Origin of the sequence: Marivita lacus (assembly GCF_014637725.1) — a bacterium.
Classification (GTDB): Bacteria; Pseudomonadota; Alphaproteobacteria; order Rhodobacterales; family Rhodobacteraceae; genus Marivita; species Marivita lacus.
In genome coordinates this window covers 1-16,509 of sequence record NZ_BMFC01000008.1, presented here as the reverse complement: position 1 = coordinate 16,509, position 16,509 = coordinate 1, and the positions used below count along the sequence as shown (strand labels likewise).

Sequence of the window (16,509 nt, the reverse complement as noted above, 5' to 3'; positions counted from 1 at the left end):
TATGATCGGCGTCACGCGGACTTGGTTCACGTCGCTGCCTTTCATGAAAAGGGGCCGCTTCTTGCATATTCGACATGAGGCGTGCACCATAGAGATGGAAATAGCCGATGGAGTTGCATTATGCCGTTGGACCTCGGTGGTCTCTACCGTCTTCTGCGAACGTCACATGTTCAGGCACAGGGCGTGCTGGATACAATCCCGGTCCCCCTTCTGGTGCTCGACAGCGATCTCACCATCGTCGATGCCAACCTCGCTTTTTTCACGACATTCAAGACCAGTCGGGACGACACCATCGACCGACCGTTTCATGAGTTGGGTGATGGGCAGTGGAATATCGATGACCTGCGTCATCTTTTTGAACAGGTGATCCCGAGGGCCGCCTCGGTCAGTGACTACGAGATCACGGCGGACTTTCCCGTGATCGGACACCGGACCATGCTGCTCAACGCGCAGCGCATTCTGCAACCCGACAGTGGGAGCCGCTTGTTGGTGCTGACAATCGCGGATGCAACTGAACGATGTCAGGAGTCGGACAGGAAGGATGTCCTGATTGGCGAGCTTGACCATCGCATCAAGAACATCCTGGCTGTTGCGCAATCACTGGCCAGGCAAACCAAGACCGAAGGTCGCACGGCGAAAGAATACCGCGATGATCTTCTCGCGCGCCTCAATGCACTTGGCAAAGCCTTGGAAGTGACGACCAACGAAGAAAAAGCGGAGTTGCCCGCGCTGGTGCACAAGGTGCTGGAGCCCTACATCGGGGATGACGGACCGGTGGTTCTTGAAAAGGGACCGATGGTATCGCTGTCGACCAGCCAGGCTATGGGCCTTGGCATGATGCTGCACGAACTTGCGACGAACGCTGTCAAATACGGCGCTCTGTCGGTACCTGATGGGCGGGTCACAATTGTCTGGACCATCGACGATGAAGGGCGCGGAACTTCAACAGTGAACCTGCGCTGGCGGGAAAGCAACGGACCCGAAGTCACCCCATCAGCCGCGAATGGCTTCGGCACGCGTCTGATTAAGTTCACGGTTGAGCAGGAACTTGGCGGTCGCTTGGAGCAAGATTACAAGCCCGATGGCTTGGTCGTGACACTGAGCTTTCCGCACGAATAACGGGACCCATGAAGCCGTTTTGGAAGAACGCTCGAAGACGCAGCTGCCGATCTTTGATTCTCGATAATTCTAACGCTGTCAGTCGTTTGAGACAATCTTGGTTTCCTACGTCAGCCAATTTGGGGAATGTCGGTTAAACTTTACCTTTGCGTTTACTTGTTTCCGTTCCAAATTGATCGAAACTCATCGAGCCGGATGTGACTCCTACAGATCTCACCGGTGTCAACAAAGAAAGTGTGCTGAAAATGGCTTTGAATGGCGATCTTGATTGGACCAAGGTTGGTGCGATCGTGACTGATACAGTCTCGCGTGCGAAAGTTGCGGATGCCTTTCAATTGATGTTTGGACCGCCGACGAAGGAGTTGCTCCCAAAGGGCATGAAGCTTTACAAATTCAACAGCTATGCGAAATTGATGCCGGATAGTGGTATCCCACCAGTGGATTTGCCGATGAGCCCATGGTGGACACCTTCGCTTCCCTACAAGCACGATGGCGGCCTGATCCAAAAGCTGAAGATCGCCAAGGCCAACGGAGTATCTGCCCGCGAATGGGGGCGACTGACCTCCGTCATAAAGGAAGAGTGGAACTCGCTTGCTTTCATCCTCGAGATTGAGCTGTCCTGCGAGGTCTATGGATGGTTCGGCGGTTTCAAGGGGATGAGTCGCTCAAGCGGAGGGCCGAGCAAACGAGACGTTGCTGTCGAGGCGAGTGGCAGTACGAAGCTTCCGGGCGGTGGGACGCAGTTCTATATCCCGAACCTGACCTTCGGACACGTCGCTACCTACTCGATCAAGCCGCTCTGACCGATTCCGGTGAGCATAACACACCGAAACACCCGTCGATGAACCTTGGATTTGTGGGATTGTCTGTGATGAACGTCGATGCGGGAGCCGGATGATGAAGACCATGACCGCTGTCGAGGCGAAGAACTCCTTCGGACAGGTTCTTGAGGCTGCGCTTCGCGAGCCAGTGGCCGTTACCATGAACCGACCCGAAGTCGCAGCGAGTTTCTCCATTGAGGATGTCGGCTAGACACACAAGTATATGACGACGAACAAGCGCTACAGGCCGGGCATCGACGCATGTACGGGCTTTTCGAGGGCAGGGCAGGCTTGGAAAGACCGATCGCGGTTGTCGAAGCTCTACATGGGCGTGTTTGTTTTGAGCTCCCTCATGACGAAGCCCCGAGATCGCAGCCTGGGATGCTCACAGGGCTCTTGCTGAGCATTCAAGACAGTTTTGCCCAAATCCCCTTCTGAATGAGATACGCACGGTCGCTGTGTCACGCCCGGATTGCGATCAGGCGATCCAGCTCGCGACATGCAGAGCGGGCGTCATCGAAAACCAGGTCGATGTCCACAAGGTTGCGGAGGTGTTTGGGGTCGACGTCTGATGCCGGGGCAACACCGATGATCGCGTGTGGCACCATGATGCGCATGGCGACAACCAGTCTGACCAAAGCCTCGAGGCGCTGCTCGGTGCTGAGCGACAGACCGATGATTTGTGGCTCAGTATTTTCAACACGGGCAACAAGGCGGTCGTGATTGGTTCCCACCTGCAAGTCTATTTCCCAGCCTTCATCCCTGAACATGTCGGCTGCAATAGTGATGCCTATGCCGTGATCTTCGCCTGGAACCGTTGCGAAGAGGGCGTAGCGGCGCCGGTCGAAGGCGCCGGTGGATGGAAGGTCTTCGGCTCGCAGGGCCCGCATAAGGGCATAGAGATGGCCTGTGCCAATCGCTACCTGGGCGAGAGAAAGGTGATTTGCGTCCCAACTGGCGCCAAGCTGACGTGCGGCGCCGGTGATGTAGCCGAGGTATACACCGTGGCGCGTCACGCCCTCGGCGCGGCGGTCCTCGATGAAGCGCAGGGCAGCTTCTGGCTTTGTCTGGACCAAGACGTCACAAAAGTCGGCGATGCTGTCTTCGCTGATATCGGCGGCGTCAAATCTGGGCCCGGACGCTCTCCTGCCCGAAAGCCGTTGCACGATGTCACTTGCAAGAGCTTCGACGGCACCCGTGGCAAGGGCATTGCGTTTCGATGCGAATAGCGTTGCAGTGCGTGAAAATATCTCCGGGTCGAACGAAACGTGCAGTCTATCCATCGATTTGGTCCCCCTGACGCAAAGAATGCTACTGCATACCGTTTAGTCAAGGGTGTCGGTGTTCTGGGGTGGTGACATCGACATCCGGCCCCCGGTGGTGTCAAACGCCGCCGTGAGCGCCGTTGATACTCTTGGTTGCAACTCTCTCCCCCAGTAAATGTTGATCAACGCGCTCAGCGGGAGGCTGTGGGCGTCTCCGGGCATAGCCATGTAGGGGTGGTGTGCGGGTCATCGACGCAGCCACCTCTGACGAGGGGGCGAGCACAGAGCCACCGGACGTCCTGCGGTCGTGCATGGAAATGAGCGTCACCGGGAGACCTGCGTCCTCGAAGGGTCGTGTAGACCCGGCGCTCTGGCCCATACACGGATGGGCTTGGCTGGCTGCGACGTTTGCCCTTGCCCAGCCCCGCGCAAAACCAAACTTGCAGGGTCGTGGCAGTGCCAGACGGCAGATTTCTTCAGTCGCCATGCTGCCCGTCGTGCAAGGTCCTTTAACAATTTAACAACAATATGAAACACGAAACCCGGTTTTTCGGGATTTTCTACACGTATTACGGTAACTTGAGTTCTGCGGGTCGATCCCCAAAGGCTGAAATGCAAACCACAGCGACTTGGTGTCTGTCCAAGCGGCGTCTGATCGCATACCGGACCTGACCAGACGCGCTCACGGCATATGCCTCACACAGGGTCCCTCAGGGGGCCAAACGGAAAAGGATGATATCATGGGTCTGTTCCGGGCCATCTACAGTTCGCGCCCATTCGGCTTTGACGCGGGGATGCTGAACGGCATTCTCATGGATGCCCGTCGCGCAAATCTCAGGGACGACATCACCGGCGCCCTGATCTGTCGTGCCGACATCTACCTGCAGTGGCTCGAAGGTCCGGAGGCGCAGGTCGGGAACACCCTTGCCCGCATTTCGCGCGACGACCGCCATGTGGAGGTGACACTGCACGTGGCAGAGCCCGCGACAGAACGCGTGTTCGCGCATTGGGCCATGCTTCACGATCCCGCCGCGACCTGGATCTGGTCACGGGACGAGGTTGCCGCACATGCGGTCGAGCGCGCGACGGCACAAGAGGTCACGGCGTTTTTCACACAGCTCCGCACAGCCAGCAACGCGCCCGACCCTGAATGACATCTCCCTTGCTCCGCAGCGAGCTTTTGTCAAAACGCAAGATGCCCCGGTTCGCGATCACGTGCCCAAGAGCGCGCAGGACCCGCAAGGCCCGGGGCAGGCCGTGGCTGTGATCGACGCCGACTACCAGCAGGCTCTTAACCAGGACAGTGGCGAATTCCTGATGCGGCTTATCGGGGTTATGGACAACACGCGCGGATTTTGGCGCGTTTCATGGATTTCCAACGTTTCGCGATGATGCATCCGGAGGCACCTCGCTCCAGATACGTCCGACCCAGCCGGGAGAGCCTGCAAGCTGATCAAAGGCAGGATTTTTGGAAATCAGCGGACAAGCAAGCTTTACCGCCGTCGCTGCGATCATCCGGTCGAACAGGTGCTTGTGGGACCAGTCCATCTCACCGGACAGGGCGGCCATTTCCAAGGTGTATGGTGCCCCGACGCCAAGCCCACTCCCGTTTCCCCGAGATCCGCATTTCTGCGAAATACCATCGAGCAAAGCCACAAGACCCAGAAAGAGATCGCCCGGGACGCGGGCCTGGCCCACCCGAATGTGCTGTCGATGATGAAAACCGGCGAATGCAAGGTTCCGATCGCGCGCATTCCGGCCCTTGCATAGACTCTTGGGATCGAGCCGGAGCCCTTTCTGAAGGTCGCGCTGCGAGAGTTCCATGCAAAGACCCGGATGGTGATCGAAGAGCTTATGCGTCCCAAGGCGAATTCGATCCACAACGATCCTTTACGCCTATGAATACGCCTGTGAAGACGGGCCAATCCGGTGGAGCAGGAGGCTACGTGAGGCTCTGGCAGGGGTGTATTCGCGGTCGCCGGGAGGGGCCGCATGTTTGGGTTCAGGGTTGGGTGGATCGAAGTGGTCTGCGTGGTTGTTGCCGGAGCCAGCCGTGTCGTGAGGGACCGTCGAAGGCACGACTTCACTTTATGTTGTCAACCGCGACAAGGATCCATTTCCCATCTCACGTGGTTGTATTTGTATCGAGCCGTGTGCTTGTGCCTGAAAGGCGCGTGGCACTCGGACAGGATGACAGATCACGATGAGATCAACCCGGAGCCGAAGTTGCGCACATTAGAACCTGACTGCCCGACCCCCGTTCAATGGAAACGGAAAGTGCTTATTCCGGCGCACTTAAGGCGCTTGGAATTACTCTTTATTCATTCACCCCTCACGAACGGAGAATTCTGATGTCCAGAACGAACACCCGACCCATCTCCAATATGCCGACCGTACTTCCTTCGTGGCGCGTCCCGGGCGCGGCAGCTCCGATGTTGACTCGCCGCCATGCCCTGATCCTTGGCGCGTCGGCGCTGGGTCTAGGGATGGCGGATGCGGGTGCGGCTCATGAGCGCGACGTCGCACCGCCTGAGACCCTGCCTTTACCGATGGAGCCCAGACTCGTGCCAATGGATGTGGAAGTGCCGCCAGGCGAGATCCATGTCGTCCCAGACCGTTTCGAGCTTTACTGGACACTGCCGGGTGCGCAGGCTTGGCTGTACAAGATTCGCGTCGGCCGGGAAGGACTTTATGAATCCGGTAGATTTTACATTGGGGCAAAGAAGGAATGGCCGTCCTGGACCCCGACCCCGGACATGATTGCGCGCGAGCCGGAAAAGTATGAACAGCACAAGGACGGGATGGAAGGCGGCCTGAACAATCCGCTCGGCGCGCGGGCCCTCTATCTGTTTCAGGAGGGAAGGGGCGACACCTTCCTCAGGATCCACGGTACGAACGACCCCGCGACCATCGGGCGCGCCGTGTCAAACGGTTGCGCAGGTCTGACCAACGACCATATCCGTCATCTCTATGACCGCGTTCCAATGGACTCCACGGTTTTCCTTTATCCCAAGACGGCTGCTGACACCTATACTCAAGGCTAGCGGCGCGGTGGCTCTCATCTTTCGATCCGGACGGGGGTGATGACGCCGGAACGCCTGTTTTGGCCAATCTTCCGTAACGCTTGGGCCCATCCGCGCTTCCGAGAAACGGCAAGAAGCGCTCAAATAGACATGCGGCTTTACAAAACGAAACCCGGCTTCGATGTCATCTGCAACCCACTTCATGCTTGCACTGGCAGCGCAGGCCCAGAATCTTCCCTCTTTGCCAAAAGCTCCGAAAGCGACGACCGTTGCGTTCATGGGGTCCAAAGACGCGCATGACGGCTTACGTGGCAATCCGATGGATGGCAGGTTCGAAATGGACCCGGATGTGATCGTGGTCGGGGAGCAGGATGTTCACTGGTCACCTTTTTGAGCTGTCGTGAATTTCTTGGCCGATTGAGCTTTGACGATATTTGACCAAGATTGTTGATGGCAGGGATGCCATCTCCTTCCGTGATGTCTGCAACACACATCGACCTTGGGACAGTGCGCTGCTCTCTCGAAAGGAGTATCCACGCCATCAATAAATCATCAACCGTGCCCTCGCGTTGAGGAATGAAATCCCCCTGAACGTCAGTCGGAACAATTCGCAATCACGTGCGTTTATCGTTCTACAGAACTTGAACAGAGCGGCATTGCAAAACTCTTTTCCCGATATCTTGGTATTTTTAGCCGCCGCCCAACGTCCCGATTGGAATACCTATGTTGACTGAGCTGAGCCCGCTCACGCGCAAGCTCTCGGCGTTCGTCGCCTTGTCCGACGCTGACGTCGCAACACTGACTCGCTTTGACCTACGCCGCCGGAGCTTTACGCCGGGGCATCAAATGATCCATGAAGGCCAGTCAGGCTCATCGGCCTTCGTACTTGCAAAAGGCTGGGCCTTTTCCTACAAACTGCTCCCCGACGGCGAGCGACAGATCGTGGGGTTCCATCTCCCCGGCGATTTCCTCGGCTTGCGCAGTGTTCTTTTCCGCACCTCCGACCACAGTATTGAGGCGATAACCCGCATCGAGGCTTCCGAGGTGCTGACCTCGGACATTCTCAAGTCCTTTGCGCAGGCGCCGCGTCTCGCGACAGCTGTCCTTTGGGCGGCTTCGCGAGATGAGGCCATGGTGGTAGAGCATCTGGTCAATCTCGGCTGCCGCTCAGCCGAGGAACGTGTGGCTCATTGCCTGCTGGAACTCGGCGCACGACTAGCCCATTTGGAGTTGGGCGACAGGACGGGATACGATTGTCCGTTGACTCAGTATCACCTCGCCGATGCTCTTGGATTGAGCGCGGTTCATGTGAACCGGGTCTTGCGCCATCTGCGCGAAGAGAGGCTGGTCACCTTCCAGAAGGGGCGCGTTTGCTTCGAAAATTTCAGACGACTCACGGAGCTCGCGCAATTCGACGAAGCCTATCTCGATCAGGACGGACCGCTCCTGCGCTGAGGTCATTCAAGGCACCATCTGCCGTAGAAGAGATTGCTCACCCGTTTACGTCCATCGCAGAGATGACCATTTGCGGGTCATCCAAAAGACGCCCCCCATGAACCAAATCATCTACCTTGTCGGACTCGTTGTCATCGTCCTCTTCGGTCTTGGATATTTCGGTCTGCGTTAAGCGGTCCATTGCAGTCTGATGGCCGGATTAGGGTTTAGGGAACATTCCGTGCTGTTGTCGTTCAGCGCGCTGACCGATCTACGCGAAGCCGAAGGAACCGACCTGCGTGTGCATCTTGAAGCCAGAAAATAAATATGCGAGGCGATGCTGCATCACAAAGTGATCAAGACAGATTGCCCGCAACAGAAGGCTGTAGAATCACTTCTGCAGCCTGTTGTTGCGGATCTCGTTTCGGGTGGTGACGGGCATGTCGATGCTGCGGCGCGGAAATGTTCATGCCGAAACTGCCCTGACTTCATTTCAACGGCATGTAGCGCGGCAGTTTCTGGATCTGTTCCTTTGACGCATCAACATAGATGCGCAAATCCGCGTAATCCCCGGTCGCCAAAATCGGAGTTATGGCTGAATCTGGTGTCTGGGCGGTTTGAATGACGGCGGTGCATCTGGTTGGTTTGTTGTTGCGACACAAGCCACCATCCAAAGGAGCACCACCATCATGGACGACGCTACCATCATTGATTTTGCGGGTCGAGACGCCATCACGGACCCGCTGACAGACCTTCTGCGAAAAGGAGCCCGGGAATTGCTTCAGGCCGCTGTTGAAGCTGAGAGAGACGCCTTTCTCGCCGCGTTTGCTGAACGCCGGACAGCAGAAGGCCGTGCTGCGGTTGTTCGCAGCGGATATCATCCAGAGCGCGCGGTGCAGACGGGGATCGGGCCGGTCGCGGTGAAAGTGCCGAAGGTACGGGCGAAGGACGGCAAGCCCGTGACATTCCGCTCGGCGCTTGTGCCGCCCTACGTCCGAAAGGCCAAAACTATCGAAGCCGCGCTGCCCTGGCTCTATCTCAAGGGTATCTCGACAGGCGAAATGGGCGCGGCTCTGAAGATGCTCTTGGGCCCGGAGGCAACCGGTTTCTCTGCCAAGACAATTTCACGTTTGAAAGGCCAGTGGGCGGCGGAATACAATGATTGGCGCAAGGCCGATCTGAGCCGTGACGAGTGGGTCTATATCTGGGCGGACGGCATCTACAGCGGGCTCCGTGACACTGATGATCGGCTCTGCGTGCTCGTTGTGATCGGGGTCAACGCCCGTGGCGAGAAGCACTTTCTGGCCATTGAAGATGGCGTCCGGGAAAGCACGCAAAGCTGGCGCGAGGTGCTTCTCGGCCTCAAAGCCCGTGGGCTCGCTGCTCCGAAGCTGGCCACCGGTGACGGGGCCATGGGGTTCTGGGCGGCATTGGAAGAGGTTCTTCCAACCACGCGCCAACAGCGCTGCTGGATGCATAAAACGGGCAATGTGCTCAATTACCTCCCCAAGCGCACCCAGCCCAAGGCTAAGAAGATGCTTCACGACATCTGGCAGGCCGAGACCCGCGAGGATGCCCATGCTGCGTTCGATCTGTTCATCGAAACCTTCGAGGCGAAATATCCGAAGGCGACCGAATGCCTGATCAAGGATCGGGATGAACTGCTGACATTCTACGACTTCCCAGCCCAGCATTGGCAGAGCATCCGGACGTCAAACCCGATCGAAAGCGCGTTCGCCACGATCCGGCACCGGACCAAGCGCACCAAAGGCTGTCTCAGCCGGGACGGCATGCTTCACATGATGTTCAAACTCGGACAATGCGCTGAGCAAAGCTGGCGCAAGCTGCGCGGCTTCGTTCATCTCGCCGACGTCATCCAGGGCGTCGATTTCGTCAACGGCATCAAGCCAATAAACCAGCAGCTAACCGCCGCATGATGATCGCTTGGACACCAGATTTGACAATAACTCCAAAATGTCAGTTCCTCGTATTCGAGCGAAGCTGGGTTGCTGCCAACTCCGAGGAAGCAATCAAAATCGATGATGACATCCGTGATCTGGCCATCCCCATCGAGCAGAATGTCCGTGACCGTACCGACGTCACTGTTTTTCGTGTCGTGGACAGTTTTTCCCATCAGGATCTCGGTCGACACATCTGTCATTTTGACCCTGTTGTAGCCTTCACGCTCCATCTCGGGGGCTGCAAAGGTCCTGCGGTTCTCGGCAAGGGTTTCAACACTGACTGCAGCCGATGTACGGCCCGCACCGAAGCAACCAACGCTCCGGAGGCTGGGCTCGGACAGCGTGAGATGGTGATGATCAACCGAGTCGATCTGGAACAGATGGACAACATTGGCCAGATCAAAGAGATCGTGTTGTCCGGTGACGGGCAGGCCCGTGCGCTCGTGATCGGCGTCTTCGGTTTCCTGGGCATGGGCGAACAGGACGTCGACGACCGGTCGCAGATGTTCGTTATATTGAACGGTTCGCCGGAGATGCTGAGGGATGCACCCGCCTATGACCGCATGCCTGCAACGAACCCTCCAGCAACCCGATGGCCGGAAAACGCATTTGAACCGCGCCGCATGATGTGACGGCCCTCCGATGGAACCTGTTACCGGGAGATTAATCAGCGTCTGGCTGGGCATCCCTTGGCGGGCAACGCGGTCCTACGGACCATGCTCTGTCCAAGGAGATGTGAAGCGGTCGATCAGGATGCTCGTCGCCCCATGGATCAGGGCGGACGCGAAAATGGTGTAGGCGACCAACGCCCATATCTGCTCTTCGTTGACAAACTCCATGTGTCCCGACGCATAGCCGACGTAATAGATCGAACCGATCCCGCGCACGCCGAAAAATCCAACGATCAGTCGGTCGCGTGACGTCATCCCGGTGCGCAGCAGCGACAGCCAGCCGACCAGCGGCCGAATGACCAAAAGCAGCCCGAAGCCGATCAGCGTGTGCTTCCAGTCCAGTACGGGCCACAGAGCAGGCAGGACGCCGCCCAACAGCACCAACAGGATCGCCGTAAGTGCATGCTCGACAGCTTCGCTGAAGGCATGCAGGCGCTTGTGGAAGTGGTGCGTCTCCTGCACACGGCGGCAGATGAGGCCGGCGGTAAACGCGCCGATGAAGCCGTAGCCTTCGGCAAGCTCCACCATACCGTAGCACAGAAGAACCGCCCCGAGGGCGATGACGCCGGGTCCGCTCTTCTCGATCGCGCTGCTGCCCCACGTGGAAAAAAGGCTGCGACCGAGGAGCCAGCCGATAAGCGCACCGACTGCCGCGCCAACCGCGATACGGTATAGAACGTCGCGCAGCACCCATTCGACAAGCCAGGCAGATGGATCGGTCCCCTGCGCGGCTATGATCAGACCGAGGTAGACGAAAGGAAAGGCAAGGCCGTCGTTCAGCCCAGCCTCTGCAGTCAGCGTAAAGCGGACGGGATGTTCGTTTCCCTCAAGCGGTGGTCCGACCTGCACGTCCCCGGCCAAAACTGGATCAGTGGGCGACAGCACTGCGCCCAGAAGGATCGCGCCGGCGATCGTCATGCCTGCCAAGGCCCAGCTCAGAAGCGCAAGTGCTGCAATCGTCAGCGGCATCGCGATCAGCAGCAAGCGCACTGTGGGACGCCAACGGCTCCAGCTGCTGACATCGTCGATCCTGAGGCCGGTGGCGAACAACACCACGATCACAGCGATCTCACTCGTGATCTCCCAGATGCGCGGTGAAGTCGTCGGGTCGAGTGCCGCCGGCATCCCCGGAACAAAGGCGAAGGTCAACAAGCCGAGGATCATGAGGATTGCCGAAGAAGATGTCGCGCGCAGGATGGCAAACCTTGGCAAGAGATAGGCGATGAACACCGCTCCGCCGATCGCGGCCATCAGAACATGTGTCGGGGACAACCCGAAGAATGGCTCGGCTTCAGACATCGTGACCTCTCTCTATGGTCATGGAATGGAGCCATCGACCTAGTTTTGCGTTCGAACAACCAGAACTCGTTAATCAGCGGCTGCAGATCTGGCGGCCGCCTCGATACATTTGAAATGTGCAATCGAAGGCTGGAGCCAATCGACATAACTGAGAACACGGCCTGATTTTGCACTGAGCCGGTACTGACGATGTGATCGCTGCTGGCTTCGTCGCTGCGCGGACTATGGCACTTTCGGCATCCGCGCGCTGTGAAGCCTCCATCAAGGTATCCCAGATGTCCACCGGGATTCTGCGACTGGGGCTGTCAGGCATGGGAGTGATAGCGACCAATGCAAACCAAGGGGTGGTCGCAGGCAGCACGTCGCGCTCGGTCTCGCGACGACCTGGCGGAGCGCCTGCGCGACGACCTCGTCTGAAGTCGGCTGCCTCGGGAGATGACCGCCGCACCTCCAGTACAGCCGCGGGTACCACGCGCTGGTGTGCGGTGGTCCCTGATCAGGCATTGTTCCAGCTGGGTCGAACGGGGATTTGAGATCGCCTTGCAATGCAAAGCCAGTCTGTTCCTTCTTGATCAGACAAGACTGCATTGCCTTGTATCGAGGGCATAACCCAAGGAATGCCACCGACGACAGCGCATCAAACGGTCTGACCCCTCAGCAATTCTTGAAGCGCTTTCCGATCAAAACTCAATGACGCGTTGTGCTCGCTCGCGATGAGCACCTGTTCGGTCAGCGTCAGCATGGCGTCACGCGCAGCGGGCGGAAATGATCGGCTCAACTTGCCCATTGTGTCGACCAGCCGCGTGACGACATCGACATCGGAGGTGCCATAGCGGGCGATCGACGAAAAGGCGCTTCGTGCCAGTTCCTCGATGACGAGGACTTCAGTCAGAATGCGCAACTGCCCTTTCTCGTCGTAGCGGATGGGCGATGGGAGTTCCCGGCCGGACAATCGACCGAACACCTCTCCCAGCCGGTCGATGCAGTAAAGTGCGGTTGTGGGGTCGTTCAGGCCAGGCGACAAGGATCGCTGTGCCAGTTCGACAATCCGCCGGATCGCAAACTCGAGATCCTGATTGACTGACCGATCTCGGCCGATAACGAGCGCGCCGCGCAGGCTGTCGGCAATCTCGTCCGACACCCGGTCACGCGGATAGGCCGTGATCACGCATTCCCCTGCGGTGACAAAACGACCGGGTGGGGTCTCGATCCGCAAGACGACATCATGTCTTTTGGCAATTCGCATCAGAGCTTCAATACCGACATTCTGCACGTATCCGCTCGCATCGGCACTGACCCGCTTGGAGCCTGCCTCAAAGTCATTTGGGAGCCAATGCGCAGCAGGTTTGTCCTTGCAATGCAAGGGACCAAGGTCGAGGTCGAGCCGCTCCGGAAAGAGCCGATCGACGGAGGTGCATCCGTCGGCAGCCAGTTGCGCGAGCAGCGTTTCGATGCGGATTGAAGTGGCGATATGATGGATGAAATAGATAAGAACCGCGACACCCACAGCGGCGAGAACCACCGCAAATGCGACCGTCAGATGTGGAACGAAGATGGAATCCTCCGTACCCCTAACCGCACGCAGAACGACCAGGCAATACAGGAACGTTGAGACGAAAGTTCCAAGCACGATCTGGTTGCTGCGGTCACGCATGAAGTTTTCAAGAACCCGCGGCCCGAACTGGGAGGAGGCGAGTTGTAGTGAAAGCATCGTGATAGAGAAGATCAGGCTTGCCACCGTGATCATCGAACTCGCGATGACCGACAGGATTGCCCGGGCACCTTCAGGTCCGAACGTATAGAGCAAGCCGAAATCGCTCACAGTCCCGACGCCAAGCCGGGTATCAACCTCGATCAGCAGGAACGATAGGCCGACTGCAACCGCGCACATCATGGTGGGCACAAACCAGAAACTCGAGTTCAGGCGTCCCCAGGACGCGGAAACGCGCGTGATAGAAATTGACTTCGCCAAATATTGCTCCATTCCGTCACAAGCAGTCCGGGGCTTGCAAAAAGTTTCCATTCGGCGACGATGCCAGTTGCGAATGCAAAGGCGGCATCGCGCAGATTGTCGCCACTGCCGTGCCAACCCATGCCTCCCGTTTCGCAGAGAGTCCGAGATGCGCACGGAGCGCGACCACTCAAACCGGTGTTGCGCGCGTCAATCCCGACCCGATCACTTGACCATGGCGGGCAGGGTGCCCCTGTGAGGATGAACACACCCAGAGCACCGCCCGGGTCGCCAGAGACCACCGAGCCAGAAGGCCATCCCCATCAAACCAAGCACGGCTAAAATGAAACACAGAAAGCTGCGGCGCAGGGCATCTGGAACCGATCCCCGGCAAGCATGGGAATATGACCCTCTTCGTTCCTTTTTCGAGCGCCAGTGCCACCCGGACGCCATTGCGAAAACCGGTCCTACGCAGCGCTTGTCTCGGCGCGCAATCAGCTAGGCCGGTTTGTCCAAGGCTGGCTTTGGCATTCTGATCAATGGTGGTCGATCTGCATGCAAAGGTGTCTTCCTTCTATTGCGGAATCTCTTGCAGGCATCTCTGCTGCGCGATGCCAGGATACTGCAAAAAGGCGGGGCCGGCGTTTACCGGCCCGTCGCAATCTGAACGCTGCAGCTCGCGATCAGAACCAACGCCCGCGGCCATACCAACCGCCTCCGCCGAGCAGGGCAACGACAAGAACTATGATGAGGATTGTGGTCACATCCATGAAAGTCTCCAATAAGTGCTTTCGCGGCAACCGCAGCTCGGGATGAGCAATGCGTCTCGCACGATCGACACTTGCCTCACATTGCGCCCGAATACACACGCGCGCCCTAACCTGGAGCAGCCCAGAAACCTTTAATTTGCCTTGGGCCGCGAAAGTGTTGGGGAGCCTGTTCTTGGCACCCCCCTTCGTCTGAGGGGAGCCAGCGGGAGCAGGGGTATCTTTACAAGATTCCGCCCGACTGCGTCAGGAAGCTGCAGCCGTTTGCTGATCTGCCCGGTGCGCTGAGCCGGACCGCGTCAAACCCCAGAAATCCGCGATATGGCGGGTGGAGGAGATGCCAACCTCCAGCATGTACTCGCCTGCTTGACCCAAGCCCTCGTCGCCCTCGGCACTGATCGGCGTGCCGTGGCCCATCTCACTGATGATATACTGCTCGATCACCACCTGCCCGTCAGGGTTGCACCAGACTTCCCGAGGGACGCCGTCAACCATCTCGACACGTGTCGGCGGCCCTTCGACCTTGTGGATCTTCTGCCACTGCCGGACGATCGAGCTGGCGTTGGAATTGTCGACGGTTGTATCTCTGTCGCCATGCCAGACCGAGATTGTCGGCCATGGACCCGAGAATTTGGAGGCTCCACGCACAAGCGCGTCGAGTTGGCTGTCCGAAGGACTGCCATAGCCGTTCATCCGTATGATCGCCTCCATCATGTTGTCCGCGCTGCGATAGGGCAGCCCCGCGATGATCGCCCCTCCTGCAAACACGTCCGGATAGGTCGCCAGCATCACGGATGTCATGGCACCACCCGAGGACATCCCCGTGATGAAGACTTGCGACGGGTCGATTGCGTGATCGTCAACGACCCGTGTGATCATCTGCCGAATAGAGAGCGGTTCGCCGCCGCCACGTTGGCTGTCGCCGGTCTGGAACCAGTTGAAGCTCCCGATGAGATTGTTGGCCTTCTTCTGTCCCGGGAACAGGAGTGCAATCCCGCATTCGTCAGCAAGAGTGGACCAGCCTGATCCGGTGTCGTAGCTCTCTGCCGATTGGGTGCTGCCATGCAGCACGACGACAAGAGGGCCGTTCTTCGGGAAATTCTCCGGAATATAGATGTCCGCGCTCAGCGACCCGGGGTCAGTCCCGAATTCCTCCAGAGCGGAGAGACGATTGGCGATAGTTGAAAATGCTGGCATATTAACCTTTTTGAGTGAGCCGGTACTGGCCACGTAAGACGCTCAGACCCGAATTTCCGGGCCGGGCGCGATATGACTGTCCACGGTTCAAGGTGGACACGAAGAGACTTCTGTCGGCCGCGGCAGACGAGATCCATCATGCGGATGCGCCAAAAGTCTCGGTGATCAGGCTGCATCTTGCAGGCTTTCCGGTCCACTTGCACCGATGCAGGTTAGTCCCGGCACCCATAAATGCAGGACCTTTCATGTGCAGCCAGACACCTGACGGTTGCAACCATCGTATCTTTACCCTTCCTGCACAGGAAAAAATGACCAAACATCGCTTCACGCGTGACCGATCCTCCTTGCCCAGGACGGCCAGTCCCACGACGGGGACAGGTTCTGACAATTCTCGATTATCGAGCATCACTGCCGGCAATCCTGCCGTGGATCAGTTCACAGCACGCGCGATGTGCGACAGTTGTGATCAAGTTCTCCGGGACTGAACATGCCTCGGCCACAACCAGAAAGAAACACTCCATGACAACGCAAATACCTGTAAATCCAGTGACTTTGGGAACACCGCCTGGAGCAGAAGTGACGGCGGTCGCCGCGCTCACAATCTGCGAATCTCTTTTGCTCGCTCTAAATGATCGAGACATCTTGCCCGAGCACCAGATCGTCGGTGTCCTGCGCGATGCAGCGGCGGCTCATTCAAACGATCCGGGCGAAGACGGGCAGAGGGAGCTGCATTCGGCGGTCGCCGACCTGATCAACCGGATCATCGATGGTGGCAATTCGGTACGACGACCATAAAGCTTGACCAGCCGATGGTACCCGAACGCGGGTAGCGTCCCCTTGATCTCGCCGTTTCGTTCTGAACCCGGTCCTCTCTGTAAGGCTACGGTGGGGGCCGTCTGACTTTGGCTACGATCCGATGATAAGTCCGACCTTATGTCCGATTTCATCCACCGACCTCAAATCGAAGTTCTCTCTGCCGCCGATGGCGTTCGCCGTCGGCA

The 16,509-nt window shown here is 58.0% G+C and carries 16 protein-coding genes; 10 read left to right on the top strand and 6 right to left on the bottom strand.

All coding sequences use genetic code 11. From position 1 onward, the window contains the following. Positions 1–120 precede the first annotated feature (120 nt). The 3 genes from IEV82_RS14620 (at position 121) to IEV82_RS23920 (ending at position 2,151) form a co-directional block, all read left to right on the top strand. Positions 121–1,119 carry a sensor histidine kinase gene (locus tag IEV82_RS14620; RefSeq protein WP_229747828.1) on the top strand — a complete coding sequence of 333 codons (999 nt, stop codon included), beginning with the start codon at positions 121–123 and terminating at the stop codon, positions 1,117–1,119. 197 nt (positions 1,120–1,316) lie between these two features. Continuing rightward, positions 1,317–1,922, top strand: a complete 606-nt coding sequence (locus IEV82_RS14615) for a hypothetical protein (RefSeq protein WP_229747827.1) — start codon at positions 1,317–1,319, stop codon at positions 1,920–1,922. Positions 1,923–2,016: 94 nt separating this feature from the next. Continuing rightward, the gene (locus tag IEV82_RS23920) at positions 2,017–2,151 is read left to right on the top strand and encodes a hypothetical protein (protein ID WP_268236123.1); all 135 of its coding nucleotides are present in this window, start codon (positions 2,017–2,019) and stop codon (positions 2,149–2,151) included. Positions 2,152–2,401: 250 nt separating this feature from the next. Here IEV82_RS23920 and IEV82_RS14610 read toward each other — a convergent pair whose 3' ends face one another. Further along, complete coding sequence (locus IEV82_RS14610) at positions 2,402–3,223, bottom strand: cobalamin B12-binding domain-containing protein (RefSeq protein WP_188482781.1); 822 nt, start codon at positions 3,221–3,223, stop codon at positions 2,402–2,404. Positions 3,224–3,945: 722 nt separating this feature from the next. Between IEV82_RS14610 and IEV82_RS14605 the strand changes: the two genes are divergently transcribed. After that, positions 3,946–4,359: a BLUF domain-containing protein gene (locus tag IEV82_RS14605; protein ID WP_188482780.1), complete on the top strand. Its 414-nt coding sequence runs from the start codon at positions 3,946–3,948 to the stop codon at positions 4,357–4,359. 211 nt (positions 4,360–4,570) lie between these two features. On the opposite strand, the gene IEV82_RS14600 is transcribed toward IEV82_RS14605, so the two are convergent. Continuing rightward, positions 4,571–5,029, bottom strand: a complete 459-nt coding sequence (locus IEV82_RS14600) for a PIN domain-containing protein (RefSeq protein ID WP_188482779.1) — start codon at positions 5,027–5,029, stop codon at positions 4,571–4,573. 527 nt (positions 5,030–5,556) lie between these two features. On the opposite strand from IEV82_RS14600, the gene IEV82_RS14595 reads away from it, so the two are divergent. The 4 genes from IEV82_RS14595 (at position 5,557) to IEV82_RS14580 (ending at position 9,599) form a co-directional block, all read left to right on the top strand. Further along, positions 5,557–6,249: a L,D-transpeptidase gene (locus IEV82_RS14595; RefSeq protein ID WP_308420442.1), complete on the top strand. Its 693-nt coding sequence runs from the start codon at positions 5,557–5,559 to the stop codon at positions 6,247–6,249. Positions 6,250–6,430: 181 nt separating this feature from the next. Then, complete coding sequence (locus tag IEV82_RS14590) at positions 6,431–6,622, top strand: hypothetical protein (RefSeq protein WP_229747826.1); 192 nt, start codon at positions 6,431–6,433, stop codon at positions 6,620–6,622. A gap of 329 nt (positions 6,623–6,951) precedes the next feature. Further along, positions 6,952–7,683 carry a Crp/Fnr family transcriptional regulator gene (locus tag IEV82_RS14585; RefSeq protein WP_188482777.1) on the top strand — a complete coding sequence of 244 codons (732 nt, stop codon included), beginning with the start codon at positions 6,952–6,954 and terminating at the stop codon, positions 7,681–7,683. 668 nt (positions 7,684–8,351) lie between these two features. Beyond that, positions 8,352–9,599: an IS256 family transposase gene (locus tag IEV82_RS14580; protein ID WP_188482776.1), complete on the top strand. Its 1,248-nt coding sequence runs from the start codon at positions 8,352–8,354 to the stop codon at positions 9,597–9,599. Here the strand turns inward: IEV82_RS14580 and IEV82_RS24040 are convergent. Next, positions 9,521–9,796: a PRC-barrel domain-containing protein gene (locus IEV82_RS24040; protein WP_373285236.1), complete on the bottom strand. Its 276-nt coding sequence runs from the start codon at positions 9,794–9,796 to the stop codon at positions 9,521–9,523. The two genes, IEV82_RS14580 and IEV82_RS24040, sit on opposite strands and share 79 nt — an antisense overlap. 174 nt (positions 9,797–9,970) lie before the next feature. On the opposite strand from IEV82_RS24040, the gene IEV82_RS24035 reads away from it, so the two are divergent. After that, positions 9,971–10,255, top strand: coding sequence for a hypothetical protein (locus tag IEV82_RS24035; RefSeq protein WP_188482774.1), 285 nt, complete (start codon positions 9,971–9,973; stop codon positions 10,253–10,255). Positions 10,256–10,330: 75 nt separating this feature from the next. Here the strand turns inward: IEV82_RS24035 and IEV82_RS14565 are convergent, their stop codons facing one another. The 3 genes from IEV82_RS14565 to IEV82_RS14555 all read right to left on the bottom strand — a co-directional run bounded on the left by IEV82_RS14565 (position 10,331) and on the right by IEV82_RS14555 (position 15,508). Continuing rightward, the gene (locus IEV82_RS14565; RefSeq protein ID WP_188482773.1) at positions 10,331–11,593 is read right to left on the bottom strand and encodes a cation:proton antiporter; all 1,263 of its coding nucleotides are present in this window, start codon (positions 11,591–11,593) and stop codon (positions 10,331–10,333) included. A 637-nt stretch (positions 11,594–12,230) separates the two neighbouring features. After that, positions 12,231–13,565 carry a DUF2254 domain-containing protein gene (locus IEV82_RS14560; RefSeq protein WP_229747824.1) on the bottom strand — a complete coding sequence of 445 codons (1,335 nt, stop codon included), beginning with the start codon at positions 13,563–13,565 and terminating at the stop codon, positions 12,231–12,233. 992 nt (positions 13,566–14,557) lie between these two features. Continuing rightward, a complete protein-coding gene (locus tag IEV82_RS14555) occupies positions 14,558–15,508 on the bottom strand; it encodes an extracellular catalytic domain type 1 short-chain-length polyhydroxyalkanoate depolymerase (RefSeq protein ID WP_188482771.1) in 951 nt (316 codons plus the stop codon). 519 nt (positions 15,509–16,027) lie between these two features. On the opposite strand from IEV82_RS14555, the gene IEV82_RS14550 reads away from it, so the two are divergent. Continuing rightward, on the top strand, positions 16,028–16,303 hold the full coding sequence (locus IEV82_RS14550) for a hypothetical protein (protein ID WP_229747823.1): 276 nt from the start codon (positions 16,028–16,030) through the stop codon (positions 16,301–16,303). Positions 16,304–16,509 lie beyond the last annotated feature (206 nt).